A 19,830-nucleotide genomic window follows, 5' to 3' on the forward strand; every position below is an offset into this window, starting at 1 on the left:
TTCCCCCGCCCCGCCCCGGGCCACGCATCCCGCCCCGAGCCACGGCACACGGTCTTCGCCCCGCTCACCGGCCCGTCCACGGCCCCCGTCACTTTCACACCACCACTGAGACAGCAATACTGTTGCGGCGGAGGCCAGGGAAGCGAGCGGAGGGCGAGGCGCCGATGACGACGGGCACCGGGACCGGGGATGCGACGCTCACCGTCGACGAGTTGGCCGCCCGCGCCGGGGTGACCGTCCGCACGGTGCGCTTCTACAGCACCCGGGGGCTGTTGCCGCCGCCGGTGCTGGGGCCGCGCCGGGTCGGCCACTACGGCCCCGAGCACCTGTCCCGCTTGGCGCTGATCGAGGAGCTCCAGCACCACGGGATGACGCTGGCCGCCATCGAACGCTACCTCGACCAGCTCCCCGCCGAGCTGACCGCGCACGACCTGGCCATCCACCGCGCCCTGGTGGCGTCCTGGCTCCCGGACGCGCCCCGGGAGACCAGCCGGGCACAGTTGGAGCGGCGGGCCGGGCGGGCGCTCACGGAGGAGGACATCGACCGGCTGGCCGCGATGAGCGTGCTGACCCGCACGGAGGACCCGGACGTGTTCCGGACCGACCCCGGGATCCTGCATCTGGGCATGCGGCTGCTGGACGTGCCGATCGGGCTGGAGGCGATCCGGGCCGCCCACACCGTGGTGGAGGAGCACACCCGCTCGGCCGCGCGCGAGCTGAGCCGGCTGTTCCGGGACGAGGTGTGGGGCGAGGAGCTGCACGAGATCAAGTCGCTCTCCGCCCATATGCAGCCGCTGGTCGTCCAGGCGCTGGTGGTCGCCTTCCAGCGGTCGCTGAAGCAGGAGCTGCGGGCCTGGTACGGGGAGGACTGACCGGAGGAGCCGCCGCCCGTGCGGACGGCGGCTCCGGCACGATACGGGCCGTGGCGGAGGTCAGCCGGCGGTGTCGCCGAACCGCTCGCCCTTCGCCGCCTTGTCCAACAGCAGCGGCGGCGGGGCGAAGCGCTCGCCGTACGCCTCCTGGAGCTGCCGGGCGCGGGCCACGAAGCCGGGCAGCCCGACGAGCTCCTCCCGCCCTGGCCCAACGGGTTCCTCCCGCCCTGCCCCAACGGGTTCCTCCCGCCCTGGCCCAACGGGTTCCTCCCGCCCTGGCCCACCCTGATAACCGTTGATGTACTGCAGGACGCCACCGGTCCAGCCGGGGAAGCCGATGCCGAGGATGGAGCCGATGTTGGCGTCGGCGACCGAGGTGAGGACGCCCTCCTCCAGCAGCCGGACGGTGTCCAGCGCCTCGGCGAAGAGCATCCGCTCCTGCATGTCGCGGAACGGGATCCCGGCGCCCTCGGTGGTGAAGTGCTCGCGCAGCCCGGGCCACAGCCGGCCCCGCCGCCCGGTCTCCGGGTCGTAGTCGTAGAAGCCGGCGCCGCCGCTGCGCCCGGGCCGCCCGAACTCGTCGACCATGCGGTCGACGACCGCGTCCGCCGGGTGCGGCCGCCAGGTGCCGCCGGCCTCCTCGACCGCCCGCCGGCTCTCCTCGCGGATCTTGCGCGGCAGGGTGAGGGTGAGCTCGTCCAGCAGGGACAGCACCTTGGCGGGGTAGCCGGCCTGGGCCGCCGCCTGCTCGATGGAGGCGGGCTCGATGCCCTCCCCCACCATCGCCACTCCCTCGTTGACGAACTGGCCGATGACACGGGAGGTGAAGAAGCCGCGCGAGTCGTTGACCACGATGGGGGTCTTGCGGATCTGTCGCACCAGGTCGAAGGCGCGGGCCAGCGCCTCGTCGCCGGTCCGCTCGCCCTTGATGATCTCGACCAGGGCCATCTTGTCGACGGGCGAGAAGAAGTGCAGCCCGATGAAGTCCTCCGGGCGGCCCACCCCTTCGGCGAGCTGGGTGATGGGCAGGGTGGAGGTGTTGGAGCACAGCAGGGCGTCCGGCGCCACCACGGACTCGATCTCCTGGAAGACCTTCCGCTTCAGCGCCGGGTCCTCGAAGACCGCCTCGATGACGGCGTCGCAGCCGGCGAGCTCGGCAGGGTCGGCGGTCGGCGTGATGCGGGCCAGCAGCGCGTCCCGCTCGGCCTCGGTGGTCCGCCCCTTGGCCAGCGCCTTGTCCAGCAGCCCGGCGGAGTACGCCTTGCCCTTGGCCGCGGCCTCCGGGGAGACGTCCTTGAGCACCACCTCGATGCCCGCCTTCGCGCAGGCGTAGGCGATGCCCGCGCCCATCATCCCGGCGCCCAACACGGCGACCTTGCGCACCCGGCGCGGCTCGATCCCGTCCGGGCGGCTGAGACCGGAGTTGACCGCCTGGAGGTCGAAGAAGAACGCCTGGATCATGTTCTTGGCGACCTGGCCGGTCACCAGCTCGGTGAAGTAGCGGGCCTCGATGACCTGCGCGGTCTCGAAGTCCACCTGGGCGCTCTCCACGGCGGCGGCCAGGATGTTGCGCGGCGCCGGATACGGGGCGCCGGCCAGCTGCTTCCTCAGGGTCGCCGGGAAGGCGGGCAGGTTGGCGGCGAACTTCGGCTGCGCCGGGGTGCCGCCCGGGATCCTGTACCCCTTGACGTCCCAGGGCTGCTGGGACTCGGGGTGGGCGTCGATGAAGGCGCGTGCCTTGGCCAGCAGCTCCTCCGGGGTGGCGGCCAGCTCGTGCACCAGCCCCTGCGCCAGCGCCCGCCGCGGGTCGTACCGCCGGCCCTCGAGCAACACCTTGAGCAGGGCGTCGGTGATGCCCAGCAGCCGTACGGCGCGGACCACCCCGCCGCCGGCCGGGAGCAGGCCGAGCGTCACCTCCGGCAGGCCGATCTTCGAGCCGGGGGTGTCCAGCGCGACCCGGTGGTGGCAGGCGAGCGCGATCTCGTAACCCCCGCCGAGCGCCGACCCGTTGATGGCGGCCACCACCGGCTTGCCCAGCGTCTCCAGGCGGCGCAGGTCGCGCTTGATCGCCAGGCCGGTGTCATAGGCCGGCTGGGCCTGGTCCGGGCCGATCCGGATCATGTCCCGGAGGTCGCCGCCGGCGAAGAAGGTCTTCTTGGCGGAGGTGACGATGATGCCGCGGATACCGTCCCGCTCGGCCTCGGCACGGTCGGCGACCGCCGCGAGGGCCTCGGTGAAGGCCCGGTTCATGGTGTTGGCCGACTGGCCCGGGTCGTCGAGAACCAGGGTGACGACGCCGGTGTCGTCCTGCTCCCAGCGGATGGCCGGGGCCTCGGGGGCAGTCGCCGGGACGGCCTCGCCGCCCGCCGGGGAAGTCGCTGCGAGTGACTCGCTCATGCTGTGGTTGCTCCGTAGGCTCGGGGAGGGAAAGGGACGTGAGGGGCGAATGAGTCGAAGGGCTCGGCTGCCTCGCGACCGCGTACGCACTCCGCCCCCGCACGCACCGGCGAGTCCGAGCCCTCGAGGGAGCAGACCGTCGTCACCCCAGTCGCTCGACGATGGTGGCGATGCCCATGCCGCCGCCCACACACAGCGTGGCCAGCCCGTACCGCAGGTCGCGGCGCTCCAGTTCGTCGACCAGGGTGCCGAGGATCATCGCTCCGGTGGCGCCCAGCGGGTGGCCCATAGCGATCGCGCCGCCGTTGACGTTCACCTTGTCCAGGCTCAGGCCCATGTCCTTGGCGTAGCGCAGCACGACGGCCGCGAACGCCTCGTTGATCTCGACGAGGTCGATGTCGTCGATGGTCAGCCCGGCCTTGGCGAGCGCCTTGCGGGAGGCGGGGGCGGGGCCGGTGAGCATGATGGTCGGGTCGGCGCCGGAGACGGCGGCGGAGACGATGCGGGCCCGCGGGGTGAGTCCGTAGCGCTCGCCGACCGCGCGGGAGCCGATCGCCACCAGGGCCGCGCCGTCCACGATGCCGGAGGAGTTCCCCGCGTGGTGGACGTGGTCGATCGCCTCGACCCAGTGGTACTTCTGCAGCGCCACGGCGTCGAAGCCGGCCGCCTCGCCGATGGTGGCGAAGGAGGGCTTGAGGGCGGCCAGGGTCTCGGGGGTGGTGCCCGGCCGGATGTGCTCGTCGCGGTCGAGGACGACCAGGCCGTTGCGGTCGCGGACCGGGACCACGGAGCGGTCGAAGCGGCCGTCCTTCCACGCCTCGGCGGCGCGCTCCTGGGAGCGGGCGGCGTAGGAGTCCACGTCATGGCGGGTGAAGCCCTCGACGGTGGCGATGAGGTCGGCGCTGACCCCCTGCGGGATGAAGCCGGTCTCGAAGTTGGTCATCGGGTCGTTGAACCAGGCGCCCCCGTCGGAGCCCATGGGCACCCGTGACATCGACTCCACGCCGCCGGCCAGCACCAGGTCCTCCCAGCCGGCACGGACCTTGGCCGCGGCCGAGTTGACCGCTTCCAGGCCGGAGGCGCACCAGCGGTTCTCCTGGACGCCGGCGACCGTGTCGGGCAGGCCGGCGGAGATCGCCGCGACCTTGGCGATGTCGGCGCCCTGGTCGCCGAGCGGGCTCACCACGCCGAGCACGATGTCGTCGATGGCCGCCGGGTCGAGGTCGGGGAAGCGCCGTCGAAGCTCGTCGATGAGGCCCACGACGAGGTCGACGGGCTTGGTGCCGTGCAGTGAGCCGTTGGCCTTGCCGCGCCCGCGCGGCGTGCGGATCGCGTCGTATACGTACGCTTCGGTGGTCACGAGGGGAGCCTTTCCACGTCGATTCGCCCTGGTTCAGTCGGAGAGCAGCGACCGACCGATGATCTCCTTCATGATCTCGGTGGTCCCGCCGTAGATCGTCTGGATGCGGCCGTCCGTGAACGCCTTCGCGACCGGGTACTCCGCCATGTAGCCGTAGCCGCCGTGGAGTTGCAGACAGCGGTCGGCGACCCGCTTCTGCAGCTCGGTCGCCCACCACTTGGCCATCGAGGCGTGCACGGCGTCGAGACCGCCGGCCGCGTGCTCGGTGACGCAGCGGTCGAGGAAGGCGCGGGTGACGGCGCACTCGGTGGCCATCTCGGCGATCTCGAAGCGGATGTGCTGGAGCTTGGCCAGCGGCCGGCCGAACGCCTCGCGCTCCTTGACGTACCGCGTGGTGATCTCCAGCAGGTGCTCGGCGGCGGCGATGGCGGAGACCGCGATGGAGAGCCGCTCCTGGGCGAGGTTGGTCATCAGGTGGACGAAGCCGCCGTGCAACTCGCCCAGCAGGTTGGTCTTCGGCACGATGACGTCGTGGAAGAACAGCTCGGCGGTGTCCTGCGCCTTCTGGCCGATCTTGTCCAGGTTGCGGCCGCGCTCGAAGCCCGCCATGCCGCGCTCGACCACCAGCAGGCTCAGCCCCTTCGCGCCGCCCTCCGGAGTGGTCTTGGCGACCACGATCACCAGGTCCGCGAGGATGCCGTTGGAGATGAAGGTCTTGGCGCCGTTGAGCACCCAGTGGTCGCCGCGGTCGGTGGCGGTGGTGCGGATCCCCTGGAGGTCGGAGCCGGCACCCGGCTCGGTCATGGCGATGGCGGTGATGATCTCGCCGGAGCAGAAGCCGGGCAGCCAGCGGCGCTTCTGCTCCTCGGTGGCCAGCGAGGTGAGGTACGGGCCGATGATGTCGTTGTGCAGCGGTATGGCCAGCCCCGAGCAGCCCGCGCGGGCCAGCTCCTCGGAGATCACCGCCCCGTAGCGGTAGTCCGCGGCGCCGCCCCCTCCGTACTCCTCGGGGACCGAGGGCCCCAGCAGCCCCTGGCGGCCGGCGGCCAGCCACGCCTCGCGGTCGACCACGCCGTCCTTCTCCCACCGCTCGTGGTGGGGCAGCACCTCCTTGGCGACGAAGGTGCGGACGGTCTCGCGGAACGCGTCGTGCTCCGCGGTGAAGATCTCGCGCTTCATTCCTCGGTCTCCTTCGGCCGGCCGGGACCGGCGGCGTCCCGCTGCCCGGGCTCGGGACGGGCGTCGGGTTCGGGGTGGGCGGGCTCGGGGTGGACGGTCAGGCCGGGGACGCCCCACTCGGCGGCCACCTCCGCGGTGTCCGCGCCGGGCCGGGCCGGGGGCCGGCGCACCGCGCACGGCGTGGCGGAGAAGCGCGGGGCGGGTGCGGGCTGGGTGATCCCGGCGTGTTCCACGAAGGTGTCACGGGCCGTCAGGTGCGGGTGGTCGGGCGTCTCGCGCAGCGTCAGCACCGGTGCCACGCAGGCGTCGGACCCGGCGAAGACCTCCGTCCACTCCGCGCGGGTGCGCTCCTTGAAGCGGGCGGCGATGGCGGAGCGCAGCTCTCCCCAGTGGTCGAAGTCCTCCCGGGCGGGCACCCGGTCGGCGATGCCCAGCAGTTCGATGAACTCGGCGTAGAACTTGCGCTCCAGGGCGCCGACCGCCATATAGCCGCCGTCGGCGGTCTCGTAGGTGCCGTAGAACGGGGCGCCGCCGTCCAGCAGGTTGGCGCCGCGCCGGTCCTGCCAGCCGCCGGCCGCCAGCAGGCCGTGGATCATCGCCGTGAGATGGGCGGTGCCGTCGACGATGGCGGCGTCGACGACCTGTCCGGCGCCGGTGGTGCGGGCGTGCTGGAGGGCGGCGAGGACGCCGATGACCAGGTAGAGCGAGCCGCCCGCGTAGTCGCCCAGGAGGTTGGCGGGGACGGCGGGCGGGTGGTCGGCCGAGGCACCGATCATGGAGAGCGCGCCGGTGATGGCGATGTAGCCGATGTCATGGCCGGCGGTGTCGGCCAGCGGGCCGTCCTGGCCCCACCCGGTCATCCGGCCGTAGACCAGCCGGGGATTGCGCTCCAGGCACTCCCGTGGCCCCACTCCGAGCCGCTCGGCCACGCCGGGGCGGTAGCCCTCGATGAGGACGTCGGCGCGCTGGGCGAGGTCGAGCACGGCGGCGGGGCCCTGCTCGGACTTGAGGTCGATGAGGACCGAGCGCTTGTTGCGGTTGGTGACGTCGTACGCGGGGTCGATGCGCAGCCCCGCGCCGCCGGGCCGGTCGACCCGGACGACATCGGCGCCGAGATCGGCCAGCAGCATCGCGGCGAACGGGCCGGGCCCGATCCCCGCGAGCTCCACCACACGCACTCCGGCCAGCGGGCCGTGCCCCTGCCGTGCCGCCGCCATCGGGCCCCCAAGTCTTGTGACACCAGTGCTGTAACACCGCTGATGCTAAGAACGCGTTCCAGTTTCCACAAGCCCCGACGCTCCGCCGGGGTCGGCCGAAAATCCGTGGTCCGCACACCACTTGGCGTATCCCCGTACGGGGGTTTCGCGCCAGGGGCTGGAGTGAGCTCGGCACCGCCCGGGCCGCGCCGCTGTGGTTTCTCGCCGCCGCGGCGGGAGGACGTCGCCTGTCGCGGGCCGGAGAGGAGTCGTCAGCTCGCGTCCAACTCGGCGACGAGGCGCTTCGGGGCGATGGTGCGGTAGCTCTCCTCGACCCAGTCGCACAGCAGCTCGGTGCGCGGAGCGCCCCGCTCGGCGAGGGGTATGGAGACCCAGCCGGCCTTCCCCAGGCCATAGCCGGTCGGCGCGGCCCCGGGCGCGGACATCGCATGGGCGTGCGCCGCCTCGTCCCTGAGCTTCATCGTGACGCCGGGCGGGCGCTCCCCCTCCTCGTCGCCCAGGAAGACGAAGATCTTCTTGTTGACCTTGACGACGCTGTCGCCCCAGGGGAACTCCTCCACGGCTCCGGGCAGCGAGAGCGCGAAGGCGCGCACCGCCTCCCGCACCGCGTAGGGGTCGTTCTTCGCAGCCATCAGGTCCCTCCGCACGCCTCGTACACCTGGTACGCCTACACCTGGTACGCCTACACACCTGGTACGCCTACACACCTGGTACGCCTACACACCTGGTACGCCTACTGCCGACCGGCGTTCTCCACGCTAGCCGGAGGCACTGACAACGGCCGCTCGGGCGTCAGCCGGTCGCCCTCGGTGTCGTGGTCGGGCCCCTGGCCGGCCAGTCGGGCCAGCCGGCGCGGCACATCGCCCCCGATCAGCACGATCACCACCAGGGTCAGCCCGAAGGTGAGCACCGCCAGCGCCCGACCGAGCGACATCCCCTCGGCCAGGTGAGCGCCGAGCACCGGCGCCACCGCGCCGCCGAGCGCGCCGGTGTTGTAGACGAAGCCCAGCGACGCGGCGCGGGTGGCGGTGGGGAAGTGCCCGGCGAGGTACTTCGGCAGGATGCCGGAGATGCCCTGGCTGAGGGCGAGCAGGAAGAAGAGCGACAGGCCCAGCCCGACCAGGCTGTGCCGCACCGCGAAGACGGGGAAGACGAAGGCGAGCGAGGCCAGCAGGGTGCCGGCGTACGCGCGCCGGGTGCCGAACCGGTCGCCGGTGAAACCGGCCAACCAGCAGCCGGCCATGGTCCCGAACCCGGCGTAGAACATCACGTCGGCGACCTCGGACGGCGCGTACCCCAGCTCGGACTTGAGGTAGGTCGGCAACAACGCCTGGATGGGCCAGCTGTAGAGGAACGCGCAGAACACGGTGCACATCAGCGCCACGTACAACACCCAGCCGCGGCGGCCGCCCAGCTGGGCGGCGAAGGCGACCAGACACCCGGCGGCCGCCAGCGACAGCGGCCACACCAGGCCCCGGCCCACCGGGGTGAAGACGCAGAACAGCGCCCCGCTCGCGGCGGCGACGAGCAGCGCGTTGGCCGTCGCCCGCACCCGCCCGGTGAACAGCGGGCGGAAGGGGTTGGGGCGGGCCGCCCCGCCGCCCGTCTCGGCGCTCCACTCCGCCGCCTCCGGCAGGGCGCGCCGCACCCACAGCGCGACCAGCACCGGGGCCACGCCTATCCAGAACATCCAGCGCCAGCCCCAGTGCGGCACCACCCATGTGTACAGCTCGGAGGCGAGGACGGTGCCGCCCGCGTACCCGGAGATCAGGAAGCCCGAGGCGCGGTTGCGCAGCCGCGCGGGCCAGCTCTCCAGGACGTAGGTGGCGCTCGCGCTGTACTCCCCCGCCATCCCCATGCCGATCAGCAGCCGCGCGGTGAACAGGCTGGTGTAGTTCCACGCGAAGCCGCAGGCGAAGGTCCCCAGCGAGTAGAGCAGGATGGAGGCGATCATCGCGGGCTTGCGGCCGTAGCGGTCCCCCAGGGCACCGAGGAGGGCGCCGCCCAGCCAGCGGGTGACGAAGGCCCCGGAGACCAGACTGGCCGCGGAGGCGGTGGACAGGTCGAACTCGTCGGCGATCTCGGTCAGGACCAGAGTGATCAGCACGAAGTCGAAGCCGTCGAGCAGATAACCGACCCAGGCCGCGAACATCGCCTTCCACTGGCGGGGGGAGACCTCCCGGTACCAGCGCACGCCCCCGGAGGCGTCGGGCTCCGGGGATACCGGGGACACCGGGGATACCGGGGGCTCCAACGGCTCCGCGGGCTCCGAGGACGCCGCGGGCTCCTGGGGCTCCGGGGGCTCCGGCTCCCGCCGTCGGCCCCGCCGCCCGGTCATCGCAGGAGTCCCCCGTCCTCCAGGAACCGCCGTACGGCCTTCAGCTCGGCGTCTCCGAGCGGCACCTGGGGGGCCGCGGTGGCGGGGCAGGCGATCACGCCCAGGAGGTACAGGGCGGCCTTGAACCCGCCCAGGGCGGAGGAGCTGCCGCCCATCGTCGACGGATCGCCCGTCTCGGTGAGCGCGAAGAGCGCGGCGAGCCGGTCCTGTTCGGCCGCCGCCTCACGCCAGCGGCCCGCGCGGGCGTGCTCGTACAGCCGCACATAGCCCTCCGGGTCGACGTTGCCAAGGCCCGGCACCACCCCGTGGGCGCCGGCCAGCAGCGCGCCGTCCACGGAGAGTTCGGATCCGGTCAGCACGGAGAAGGCACGGTTTAGACCCCGCCTGCGCAGCTCCACCAGCAGCCGGCGCAGCGCCCCGTCGTCCCCGCTGCTGTCCTTGAGCCCGGCCAGGGTGGCGTCCTCGGCCAGGGGCAGCACGATCGCGGGCGTCAGTTTGGTGTGGACGGAGGCGGGGATGTCGTATCCGAACAGCGGCAGGTCCACCGTGCCGCGCAGCCGGCGGAAGTGGTCGCGCACCTCGGCCGGGTGGGTGCGGGTGTAGAAGGGCGCGGTGGCCACCAGCCCGTCGGCGCCGAGCCCCGCGGCCGCGCGGGCGTGGTCGAGCACCCGCGCGGTGGTCATGTCGACCACCCCGGCCAGCACCGGGACCCGGCCCTCCGCCGCCTGGACCACGGTGGACAGGACCGTGCGCCGCTGGGCGTCGCTCAGATAGGCGGTCTCACCGCTGGAGCCGAGCGCGAACACACCGCTGACCCCCGCCGCCGTCAGCCGGTCGACCAGGGCGGTCAGCGAGCCGGTGTCGATGTCGCCGGTACGCGTCAGAGGGGTGCACAGGGGCGGGACCACCCCGGTGAGGGGAGCCGGAAGTCGCATGGGATCCAGCTTTCTGAACATTCACGGGAATGCTCGACATGCGTCAGGACGTTCGGGAGACGCTCGCGCCACTCGGGGCCAAACGGACATGGGACGTCCTATGTCCTTCGCGGCTGAATCTGCTTCAGCGGCCCGGCACTGTCAAGCCCTTGACGACGTGCCGGCTCATGTTGACCCGAAAATCGGCGACTACGTAGGGTGGTCGCGTCCGTACGGAAGATCGTGTGAACGACGAGAGGACGGCCGATGCGGCGACGGGACGACAGGGGACAACGCGCCTACGACGTCGTGTTGTTCGGTGCGACGGGTTTCGTCGGCACGCTCACCGCCGAGTACCTCGCCGAGCACGTCCCCGCGGACACCCGCTGGGCGCTGGCCGGGCGGAGCGAACACCGGCTCAAGCGGCTGCGCGAGCGGCTGACCACGCTCAACCCCGCCCTCGCCGACCTCCCCGTGCTGCGGGCCGACGTCGACGAACCCGCGACGCTGCGCGCGGTCGCCGCCGACGCGCACGTCGTGGCGACCACCGTCGGCCCGTACTTCACCTACGGCGAGCCGCTGGTGGCCGCCTGCGCCGAGGCCGGCACCGACTACCTGGACCTGAGCGGCGAGCCGGAGTTCGTCGACCTGATGTACCTGCGCCACCACTCCCTGGCCCGCGAGACCGGGGCCCGGCTGATCCACGCGGGCGGCTTCGACTCGGTCCCGCACGACCTGGGCGTGCGCTACACGGTGGGCCAGCTGCCGGAAGGGGTGCCGCTGCGCGTGCGCGGCTTCGTGCGCACCAGCGCGCGCATCTCCGGCGGCACCTTCGCCTCCCTGCTGACCGGGCTCTCCCGGCCCGTCGGCATGGCCCGCACCGCCAAGGCCCGCCACCGCGCGGAGCCGGGGCCGCAGGGCCGTACGGTCCGCGCGGTGACCGGGGCGCCGCACCCGCTCACCGGCCTCGGCTCCGCCTGGGCGGTGCCCGCTCCCACCATCGACCCGCAGATCATCACCCGGTCCGCCGCCGCCCTGGACCGCTACGGACCCGACTTCTCCTACGAGCACTACGCGGTGGTCAAGAACCTGCCCATGGTGCTGGGCAGCGTCGCCGGTGTCGGCGCGCTCTTCACACTCGCCCAGGTGCCCTGGACCCGCGAGTGGCTCTCCGGGCGCCTCAAGCCGGGCGAGGGCCCGGACGCCGCCCGCCGGGCCCGCAGCTGGTTCACGCTCCGCTTCGCGGGCGAGGGCGGCGGAGAGCGTGTCATCACCGAGGTGTCCGGCGGCGACCCCGGCTACGACGAGACCGCCAAGATCTTCGCCGAGGGCGCGCTCTCCCTGGCCTTCGACGACCTGCCGCCGACGGCGGGTCAGGTCACCTCCGCCGCCGCCATGGGCGACGCCCTCACCGAGCGGCTGATCCGCGCGGGCATTCGGTTCACCACGGTCACGAGGAGCTGACCGCGCGGGCTCGCGGCCTCCGGCCGACGCGAGGTCCGAATCCCGCCAGCCTCGGGCCGCCCGTCCGCGCAGGATGGGCGCATGAGTGGCGTCTACGAAGTGCGGGCCATCGCGCCCGAGGTGCTGGAGCGGCTGCGTGAGCGGGACGACGCGGGACGACCGCCGCGGCTGGTGACGGAGGAGGGGGAAGGCGGCACCCCGCTGCGCTGCTGCCTCGGCCGCAGCGGACCGGGAGAGGAGCTCGCCCTGCTCTCCTACGCCCCGCTGCGTCGCTGGGCCCGCGAGACCGGGGCCGATCCGGGGGCCTACGACGAGACCGGCCCGGTCTTCGTCCACGCCGTCGACTGCGGCGGCTGGAGCGGTGACCCCGGCCGCTACCCCGTCGCCCTGCACGGCGAACGCCGCGTGCTGCGGGCCTACTCCGCGCGGGGCACCATCCTCGGCGGCCGGCTGCTCGACGGCCAGGCGGTCTCGGTCGAACGGGCGCTGGCCGAGCTGTACGCGGACCCCGAGGTGGCCGCGGTGCACGTCCGCGCGGTCGAGTTCGGGTGCTTCCACGCGGAGACGCGGCGGGTCGCCGAAGCGCGGTGAGTGGAGGCGCCCGGATCCGATCGAACCGTTGTTCAGGGCGAGTGTCACTCCCCCTGAACGACGGTCAGTCCCGCAGCGCCAGCAGTGCCCTGCGGCACAGCGAGTCCGCGCGCCGTGTGCTCTCCGGCAGTCGGTAGTCACGCGCCAGGTGGAGGGTGTGCGCACAGGCGTCGGCCAGGCTCACCTTGTGCCCGACCGAGACGAAGACCGGCTTCACACCGTCCCTGGTGCGCAGCGCACGGCCGACCTCCTCGTCCCCGTCGAGGAGCGGGGAGGAGTCGCCACGGCGTGGGCCGGGCGCCTCGTGGCGGAAGGTGAACGGGTTCTTGGCGACGCCGATGGACGGCAGGCCGGTGACCACGCCGAGATGGCTGGCGAGGCCGAGACGGCGCGGGTGGGCGAGGCCGTAGCCGTCGCAGACGACGAGGTCGGGGGTGTGGGCGAGGCGGTCCAGGGCGGCCAGCACGGTGGGCAGCTCCCGGAAGGCCAACAGGCCGGGCACGTAGGGGAAGCTGACCCGGCCGACGGCGGTGACCTCCTCCACCGGCTCCAGCGTGGCGCCGTCGAGGGCGACCGCCGCCGCCACGACCATGTCCCGCTCGTCGTCGTAGGCCACGTCCACCCCGACCACGACGCCGGTGCCCGGCCGCGGGGCGGTGCCGTCGTCGTCGCGGACGACACGCGTGCGCAGCCCGTCCTGTGCGGCGAGGGCCTCGGCCTCGGTGGTGGGCCAGTCGGCCGGCGGTTCGATGGGGGCTCGTGGCGTCGTCATGGTGCGCTCACGCTACTGGAATCGCTCATGCTTGCGGCGGGCGGGCGTAGCCTGGTGATCATGTTCGTTCTGGAGCTCACCTACACCGCACCCATGGACCGCGTCGACGCCCTCCTCGACGACCACGTCGCCTGGCTCGAGGAGCAGTACGCCGCGGGCACCTTCGTGGCCTCCGGGCGCAAGGTGCCCCGCGACGGCGGGGTGATCCTCGCGGTCGCCGACGACCGCGCGACGATCGAGAGGATCGCGGCCACGGACCCGTTCACGGTCGCCGAGGTGTGCGCCTACCGCATCACGGAGTTCGTGGCCACGAAGACCGCGCCGGCGCTGGCGGAGTACCGCGAGACGCTGCCGTAAGCGGTCGTCCCGGCGTCCTGAAGCCGTCGGCCGGGGCCGCCGTAAGCGGTCGTCCCGGCCCTGTGCTGAGGCCGTCGGCCGGGGCTGCCGTAAGGGGCCGTCCCGGGCCGGTACCGAGGCCGTCGGCCGGGGCCGCCGTGAGCAGTCGTCCCGGCCGGCGCTGAAGCCGTCGGCCGGGCCGGCGCCGGTCAGCGCCGGCTGAGCCGCGCCACCCGGCCCTTCTCCCCCGACGCCCAGCAGCCCCCGTCCGGCGCGCAGTCGACCGTGTCGTACGAGCCGTCGTCCACGGTGCGCCAGCGGCGGCCGCCGTCGGTGGTGAGGTCGGTGCCGGTGGGGCCCACGGCGAGGGCGGCGGCCCGGGTGTGCGGGAGCCAGGCGACGCCGGAGCGGTAGGCCGGGGGTGGGGTCCGGGAGGGCGTCCAGGCGGTCCCGCCGTCGCGGCTGACGGCGGCGGCGCTCGGAGAATGTTGGCCGGTGCGGTAGTCGCCGCCCACGGCGAGCCCGTGGCGGCCGCGGAAGGCGAGCGCGAAGACGCCGCGCGCGGGGTCGCCCGCTGGGATGGGCGCGTCGGCGACGCTCCAGGTGCGGCCCCGATCGGCGGAGTGCAGGACCCGGGCGGTCGCGGCGCCGCCCGTGGCTATCCAGGCGTGCCGGCCGGAGCTGGTCAGACACTGGCCGCTGGCGGCGAACGCGGCCTCGCCCGGCTGGGCGGCCGGCATCCCGTCCGACGGCAGCACCCGCCAGCTGCGCCCGCCGTCCCCGGTGGCCAGGACGCGGTACCTGCCGTCCACCGGATCGCTGAGCGCGAGGCCGCTGCGGGTGTCGAAGAAGGTCATGCAGTCGTAGAAGGCGCGCGGGTCGGTGTTGCGGAAGGTTTCGGTCCAGGTGGCGCCCCCGTCCTCCGTACGGAGCACCCGGGACGCCTCGCCCTCGCCGATGGCGAGGACGACCGCGCGCCGTGCGTCGAACGCCTCGACGTCCCGGAACTCCAAGCCCTCGGCGCCGGGCGGCGATACGTTTCGCCATGTGCGGCCGCCGTCGCGGGTGCGCAGCACCGTGCCCTTCGTCCCCGCCACCCAGGCCGTGTCGCGGCTGACGGCGGCCAGGCCGCGGAACCGCGCGTCGGTGCCGGTGTCCGTCAGCCGCCACCCGGGATCACGGTGCGGCGCGGCCGACGCGGCCGGCGCGGCGAGCCCCGTGGCCAACAGCGCGGCGCAGACCCCCGCCGCCAGTGCGCTTCTCATCCCCATGCCCCTCATGGGGACGGAAGCTAGCCGATCGGGTGGCGGCGCGTACGCCGAATCGCGGGACCGGTCCGGCCTTCCTATGGTGGGGCGGGGGAGCGAGGAGAGGCACCGTATGACACTCACGGTCACCGATGTCCCGAAGGAGCAGCGCTTCGAGGCCCGCCTCGACGGAGAGCTCGCCGGCTTCGCCCGCTACATACGCACGCACGATCTGATCGCCTTCGTCCACACCGAGGTGGACCCCGCCTTCGAGGGGCAGGGCGTCGGTTCGGCGATGGCCCGCACCGCACTGGACTCGGCCCGGGCCGACGGACTGGAGGTCCTGGCCGCGTGCCCCTTCGTCTCGGGCTGGATGGCGCGCCATCCCGAGTACCTGACGCTCGCCTACACCAACCGCAGCCGAGTGACGGACTGATGGCCATGAACGAGCATGTGACGACCTACTCCTATGACGGGCCGCACGAGGGCACCATCGTCACCGTCACCTTCGAGGCCCGGCGGTGTCTGCACGCCGGCGAGTGCCTGCGCGGGCTGCCGCAGGTCTTCGACACGCGGAAGCGTCCCTGGATCCAGCCGGACGCGGCACCCGTGGAGGTGATCGCGGACATCGTCCGGCGCTGTCCGTCGGGCGCCCTCCGCTACGAGCTGGCGGACGGACGCACCGAGGAGCCCGTTCGGCCGACCTCGGTCACCCGCTCGACCCGCGGTCAACTCGTGGTGCGCGGCGAACTGCTGGTCGAAACCGCCGAGGGCCCGCGCCGGGAGATGCGGGCGACGCTGTGCGGGTGCGGCGAGAGCCGGAACCCGCCGTACTGCGATCACGCCGGCCCGTGCGGAGCGGACGCGCTCACCGTCCTGGATTCATAAGCCTAAAAGGCAAATAATCCGATTAATCAAAGGAGGGTGACGCACGTCACGCGGGTTTCGGATGCACGGGTCGAAAGGTCTGGACGTCTTACCCACTGAAGAGGGGCAACGACCCGCAACGATCGCAAGGGAGCCGGCGATGTCCATCGTGTTCGACCAAGCCGTCCAGGCCCGCCTCATCGCGTCGACGCCCGAGGCCCGCGCCATCCCGGCGACCCTGCGGTACGCGCCCGAGGACCCGTTCGCGGTCCGTGTCTCCTTCCCGCCGGCCGCCTCGCTGGACGGCGACGGCGTGGAGTGGGTGTTCGGCCGCGAGCTGCTCGCCGCCGGGCTGCGCGGCCCGGCCGGCAACGGCGATGTGCAGGTGTGGCCCTGCGGCCGCGAGCGGACCATGCTCGAGTTCCACGCCACCGAGGGCGTGGCCATGGTCCAGTTCGCCACCGACGATCTGCGGCGCTTCCTGAGCCGCTCCTACGAGCTGGTCGACGAGGGCAGCGAGGGCGGGCTGCTCGATCTGGACCGCGAGCTGTCCGCGCTGCTCCGGGACGCCTGAGCGGGTCCTGAGCGGGTCCGGAGCGGTGGTTCAGTCGGTGGCGGCGGCTGCCGTCGTCACCGCTCCGGTCAGCGCGACGGCCACCCCTCTCCGCACCTCCGCGACCGGCCTGGCCGCCCCGGGCGCGGCCCGCTGGCTGCGCTGTTCCAGAGCGACGATCCGGGCCTTGCGGGTCCTGGCGTCGTCCGCCGTGACCACCGTACGGAGCTCGCCGGCGGCGGCCAGGGCGATCAGCGCCGCGTCCTCGGGGGCGACCTCGGCCACCCCCTCCTCCTCGCGCAGCACCCGCCGCGCGTCCACCCGCAGCGCCCGGACCGCGTCCGCGCGCTCCAACGCGACCTGCTTCACCGGGAAGAGGCCCAGCGCCCGCCGGGTGGTCAGCCGCAGATAGCCCGCCGCCGCCAGCTCGTCACGCACCCCGACGAGGGTGGACCGCGCCCGGTGGGTCACCCAGGACGGCCAGCTGCGCGGCCGGGACTCGGCGATGCGCTCCAGCAGCGCGTCGAGCGGTGGATCACCGGTGACGGCGTCCGGCAGCGGACGGGGCACGCCGTCCGCGTCGGCCAGCATGCCGCGCTGCGTCAGCTCGGTCAGCGCCCCGGCCCGCACCAGGTAGGGCAGGTGCCCCTGGTAGCCCGGCTCGCCGGTGTCCGGGTCCCAGGCGAGCAGGTAGAGCTTGGCGGCGAGCGAGAACGATCCGTCGGGCACCGGGGCCTCCGAAGGTGCGGTGTGCCCCCTGCCTCGACGATAGCCAGCCGGGCCCGTGCGCACCCGGTGTGCGCGCACGGGCCCGGCGGCGCGCCGGATCAGCGGTGGAGCTTCACGACCGCCGTGGTGGTGGTCCGCTTGAAGTCGGCCACCGGGGCGTGCCGGTAGTCGCCCATCTGCCCCCAGTCGACGAGGGTCACCGTGGCGCCGTCCCGGCCCACGCCGAAGAGGTGGATGCCGGGCTCGGAGTCCGGGTACTCGGTGTGGACGCCGTAGACGTGGGCGCCGTCCTCGGCCGGGAGCGTGCCGTAGTCGCGCCACGAGGCGGTGCCCTCGGGGTACTTCCGCTCCCAGTCGGCGGCGCAGTTGCGGATCTTCTTCTCGGCCGCCGCGGCGAGCTGCTTGGCCGCCGCCTCGCTCTTGGTCTTCACCACGATCTGGGTGGCGCCGGTGTCGTACTCGGTCCAGAACCGCCGGTGCGAGGATCCGGCCTTCGGCAGGGTGTCCTCGACGCAGAACGGCGCCTCCGGCAGCCCGGCGGTGACGGCGCCCGCGGACCAGGCGGAGGAGGGGTGCGGCGGCAGCTCCTTGGGCGCCAGGAACGCCGGGCCGGTCGCCGCCTTGCGCGGCTGGGCCTGGGCGGTGCCGGAGGTGGCCACGACCGCGAGGGTGGCGGCGCCCGCCGCCACCGCCACGACGGCGGCGCGGATCGCCCGGTTACGCATCTGCATGGGTGTGTCCCGCTCTTTCTGTCGATGGGAACCGCCGCGGGTCTCGCGGCGGCACGGCTCTCAGCCTGGTCGGCGGCGCGGCGGGCCGACAACGGTCAGCGGCACATCCGGGACGCTGGAACGCCCGCACCGGCGCTGACTTGGGGAGATGCGGACGGGGTGGAACGCCGCGGCGGGACGCGGCGTCGTTCAAGGGGAAGGCTTGGGGGGATCCATGACAGAGGGCACGGAGACACGGCGGTTCGCGGAGTGTCTGCGCGGGCTGAAGGAGCGTTCGGGACGCAGCTACGGCGCGCTCGCGACCCGGTTACACCTGAGCACCTCGACGCTGCACCGCTACTGCAACGGCGACGCCGTGCCCACGGACTACGCCCCCGTGGAGCGCCTCGCCCGGCTCTGCGGGGCCACCCCGGACGAGCTGATCGAACTGCACCGGCTCTGGGTCCGCGCCGACGCCACCCGCCGCACCGGCGCGCCCCGCGGCGGGACGGGCGGACGCGGCACCCCCGGCGCGGCCTCCCGCGGGCCCGGGGCGGCGGCTGACACGGCGCCCGGCGAGGCGGCCGGTCCGGTTCCTGATGACCGCACAGACGCTGAGGCCGGTACGGGGTCCGCTGACCGCGGTGCCCCTGACGGCGATGCGGGGCCGGAGGGCCGCACGCGGGCCGACGACCCTACGGAGTCCATCGGCCTTACGGCCCCTGACGGCCCCACGCGCGCCGACTGCCCTACGACTTCCCACCGCCGTACGCGGTCTCACGGCTCCACGAAACCCGACGGCCGCACACGAGCCGACACCCGCACAGGGCCCGACAGCCGCCCGCGAGCCGATACCCGCACAGGGCCCGACGGTCGTACGGGGTCGGACGGTCGTACGGGCCGGGCCATCGGTGTCGGCGCCTCGGTCGCCGGGGGCGCACGGCCCGGACGAAAGTCGGAGGCCGAGGGGGATCCCCGCCCGCGGACCGCGCTCGTGGTGCCGCTGCCCGTCCCCGCCGCGGAGGGGGCGGAGCCGGGCCGGGGCGCGGACGGGGCGGAGCCGGGTGCGGGCGAGAACGCCGGGGCCCCGGCGGGCGGCGTCCGCGCGGCACCCCGCCTGGCCGCCGTGCCGGCGCCCGCCGCACGAGGGCGGCGGGCGCTGCCCTGGGCGCTGATGGTCGGCACGGCCGCGGCGGTGGTGCTGGGGATCACCGCCGCGGAGGTACGGCCGAACACGAGCGAGGGCGACGGCGCGACGCGGGCGGGCCGGCCGGCGCCGAGCGCCTCGGCCACGCCTCGCACCGGGGGCGCCCCCTCGCCCGAGCCGCCCTCCCCCTCCGCCGCCACGACCTCGCCCGAGCCGGAGCGACGGCCCGCCCAGGGCGTGCGGAAGGCGGAGGAGCCCCCGGAGCGCGGGCGCGACGGGGGGCGGTCGACGTACGCCCCGCCGGCCCGGCCGTCCGGCGGATCCGGCGCGGGCGGGTCCGGCGGCACGAGCGGCCGGGGCACCCCGCTCGCCGTCACCACCCGCTCGCACGTCTGGGAGAACGGCTGCGACCACCGGTACCTCATCGACCGGCCGCCGGCCGAGGTCGCGCCGCCGCCGGTCGAGCAGGACGCGGCCCCGTGGGCGGCCACGCACCACGCGGTGCACGGCGGGTCGACCAGCGTCGAGGTGACCGTGCAGGGGCGCTCCGACACGGCCGTGGTCCTCCAGGACCTGCATGTGCGCGTGGTGGGGCGGCGCCCGCCGCCGGCCTGGTCCTCGTACGCCATGAGCAACGGCTGCGGCGACGCGATCACCCCGCGCGCCTTCTCCGTCGACCTGGACGCGGACCGCCCGCGGCCGAAGCCCGAGGACGGCTTCGACGGCGAGCGCACCATCCCGGCCGTCCGCTTCCCCTACCGGGTGTCCGCGACCGACCCGGAGGTGCTGCGGGTCGACGCCCGTACCTCGGGGTGCGACTGCCGCTGGTATCTGGAGCTGGACTGGACGAGCGGCGACCGGAAGGGAACGATCCGGATCGACGACGGCGGCGTGCCGTTCCGCACCAGCGGGGTCGAGGGCCGCCCGGAGTACGGCTACTGGCTGGACCGACGCGCCTGGGTGCGGAACACCGACTGAACGGTCGCCGGCCGCCGACATCCGGCCGCCGGCGCCCAAGACGGCGCGCGCCCGCCGCGTCCGAGGACGCGACGGGCGCGGCAGACCCTGGTCTCTCCAGGCCTGCGGGCCCACGCGGGGCCGCCGGCCTCCGTGGGCCTATGGCCCACACGGCCTCCG

Annotated in this window: 19 protein-coding genes; 8 read left to right on the plus strand and 11 right to left on the minus strand. The window is 73.9% G+C overall.

The features are described from left to right. The first annotated feature begins 164 nt into the window (after positions 1-164). Positions 165-872 (plus strand): MerR family transcriptional regulator, encoded by a 708-nt coding sequence (locus tag LRS74_RS06350; RefSeq protein WP_277740061.1) that lies wholly within the window; start codon positions 165-167, stop codon positions 870-872. A gap of 60 nt (positions 873-932) precedes the next feature. Here LRS74_RS06350 and LRS74_RS06355 read toward each other — a convergent pair whose 3' ends face one another. The 7 genes from LRS74_RS06355 to LRS74_RS06385 form a co-directional block, all read right to left on the minus strand. After that, complete coding sequence (locus LRS74_RS06355; RefSeq protein WP_277740062.1) at positions 933-3,269, minus strand: 3-hydroxyacyl-CoA dehydrogenase NAD-binding domain-containing protein; 2,337 nt, start codon at positions 3,267-3,269, stop codon at positions 933-935. 142 nt (positions 3,270-3,411) lie between these two features. Beyond that, positions 3,412-4,629 (minus strand): acetyl-CoA C-acetyltransferase, encoded by a 1,218-nt coding sequence (locus LRS74_RS06360; RefSeq protein ID WP_277740063.1) that lies wholly within the window; start codon positions 4,627-4,629, stop codon positions 3,412-3,414. 33 nt (positions 4,630-4,662) lie between these two features. Next, the gene (locus LRS74_RS06365; RefSeq protein WP_277740064.1) at positions 4,663-5,808 is read right to left on the minus strand and encodes an acyl-CoA dehydrogenase family protein; all 1,146 of its coding nucleotides are present in this window, start codon (positions 5,806-5,808) and stop codon (positions 4,663-4,665) included. Then, on the minus strand, positions 5,805-7,025 hold the full coding sequence (locus LRS74_RS06370; RefSeq protein WP_277740065.1) for a CaiB/BaiF CoA-transferase family protein: 1,221 nt from the start codon (positions 7,023-7,025) through the stop codon (positions 5,805-5,807). The genes LRS74_RS06365 and LRS74_RS06370 overlap by 4 nt, the downstream gene beginning before the upstream one ends. Before the next feature lie 251 nt (positions 7,026-7,276). Further along, on the minus strand, positions 7,277-7,657 hold the full coding sequence (locus LRS74_RS06375) for an MmcQ/YjbR family DNA-binding protein (RefSeq protein ID WP_277740066.1): 381 nt from the start codon (positions 7,655-7,657) through the stop codon (positions 7,277-7,279). Between the two features lie 101 nt (positions 7,658-7,758). Beyond that, on the minus strand, positions 7,759-9,258 hold the full coding sequence (locus LRS74_RS06380) for a sialate:H+ symport family MFS transporter (RefSeq protein WP_277740067.1): 1,500 nt from the start codon (positions 9,256-9,258) through the stop codon (positions 7,759-7,761). Positions 9,259-9,359: 101 nt separating this feature from the next. Then, complete coding sequence (locus tag LRS74_RS06385; RefSeq protein ID WP_277740068.1) at positions 9,360-10,298, minus strand: dihydrodipicolinate synthase family protein; 939 nt, start codon at positions 10,296-10,298, stop codon at positions 9,360-9,362. A gap of 246 nt (positions 10,299-10,544) precedes the next feature. On the opposite strand from LRS74_RS06385, the gene LRS74_RS06390 reads away from it, so the two are divergent. Both LRS74_RS06390 and LRS74_RS06395 read left to right on the plus strand, forming a co-directional pair. Beyond that, complete coding sequence (locus tag LRS74_RS06390) at positions 10,545-11,741, plus strand: saccharopine dehydrogenase NADP-binding domain-containing protein (protein ID WP_277740070.1); 1,197 nt, start codon at positions 10,545-10,547, stop codon at positions 11,739-11,741. Between the two features lie 81 nt (positions 11,742-11,822). After that, positions 11,823-12,332, plus strand: a complete 510-nt coding sequence (locus tag LRS74_RS06395) for a DUF1203 domain-containing protein (RefSeq protein ID WP_277740071.1) — start codon at positions 11,823-11,825, stop codon at positions 12,330-12,332. A gap of 64 nt (positions 12,333-12,396) precedes the next feature. On the opposite strand, the gene LRS74_RS06400 is transcribed toward LRS74_RS06395, so the two are convergent. Then, positions 12,397-13,104 carry an endonuclease V gene (locus LRS74_RS06400; protein WP_277740072.1) on the minus strand — a complete coding sequence of 236 codons (708 nt, stop codon included), beginning with the start codon at positions 13,102-13,104 and terminating at the stop codon, positions 12,397-12,399. A gap of 60 nt (positions 13,105-13,164) precedes the next feature. Here LRS74_RS06400 and LRS74_RS06405 point away from each other — a divergent pair, with 60 nt between their 5' ends. Beyond that, positions 13,165-13,461, plus strand: a complete 297-nt coding sequence (locus LRS74_RS06405) for a YciI family protein (RefSeq protein ID WP_277740073.1) — start codon at positions 13,165-13,167, stop codon at positions 13,459-13,461. Between the two features lie 188 nt (positions 13,462-13,649). Here LRS74_RS06405 and LRS74_RS06410 read toward each other — a convergent pair whose 3' ends face one another. Beyond that, entirely contained in the window at positions 13,650-14,711 is a 1,062-nt protein-coding gene (locus tag LRS74_RS06410; protein WP_277740074.1) for a YCF48-related protein, read from the minus strand. A 109-nt stretch (positions 14,712-14,820) separates the two neighbouring features. Between LRS74_RS06410 and LRS74_RS06415 the strand changes: the two genes are divergently transcribed. The 3 genes from LRS74_RS06415 to LRS74_RS06425 all read left to right on the plus strand — a co-directional run bounded on the left by LRS74_RS06415 (position 14,821) and on the right by LRS74_RS06425 (position 16,128). After that, positions 14,821-15,123: a GNAT family N-acetyltransferase gene (locus LRS74_RS06415; RefSeq protein WP_277740075.1), complete on the plus strand. Its 303-nt coding sequence runs from the start codon at positions 14,821-14,823 to the stop codon at positions 15,121-15,123. Positions 15,124-15,128: 5 nt separating this feature from the next. Further along, complete coding sequence (locus tag LRS74_RS06420) at positions 15,129-15,575, plus strand: (4Fe-4S)-binding protein (RefSeq protein WP_277740076.1); 447 nt, start codon at positions 15,129-15,131, stop codon at positions 15,573-15,575. A gap of 139 nt (positions 15,576-15,714) precedes the next feature. After that, positions 15,715-16,128, plus strand: coding sequence for an SsgA family sporulation/cell division regulator (locus LRS74_RS06425; protein ID WP_277740077.1), 414 nt, complete (start codon positions 15,715-15,717; stop codon positions 16,126-16,128). Between the two features lie 30 nt (positions 16,129-16,158). Here LRS74_RS06425 and LRS74_RS06430 read toward each other — a convergent pair whose 3' ends face one another. Both LRS74_RS06430 and LRS74_RS06435 read right to left on the minus strand, forming a co-directional pair. Beyond that, the gene (locus LRS74_RS06430) at positions 16,159-16,836 is read right to left on the minus strand and encodes a GPP34 family phosphoprotein (RefSeq protein ID WP_277740078.1); all 678 of its coding nucleotides are present in this window, start codon (positions 16,834-16,836) and stop codon (positions 16,159-16,161) included. A 98-nt stretch (positions 16,837-16,934) separates the two neighbouring features. Continuing rightward, positions 16,935-17,567 (minus strand): hypothetical protein, encoded by a 633-nt coding sequence (locus LRS74_RS06435; protein ID WP_277740079.1) that lies wholly within the window; start codon positions 17,565-17,567, stop codon positions 16,935-16,937. 973 nt (positions 17,568-18,540) lie between these two features. Here LRS74_RS06435 and LRS74_RS06440 point away from each other — a divergent pair. Next, positions 18,541-19,671 carry a hypothetical protein gene (locus tag LRS74_RS06440; RefSeq protein WP_277740080.1) on the plus strand — a complete coding sequence of 377 codons (1,131 nt, stop codon included), beginning with the start codon at positions 18,541-18,543 and terminating at the stop codon, positions 19,669-19,671. The last annotated feature ends 159 nt before the right edge of the window (positions 19,672-19,830 follow it).

The organism is Streptomyces sp. LX-29 (genome assembly GCF_029541745.1).
In the GTDB taxonomy this organism is placed as follows: domain Bacteria; phylum Actinomycetota; class Actinomycetes; order Streptomycetales; family Streptomycetaceae; genus Streptomyces.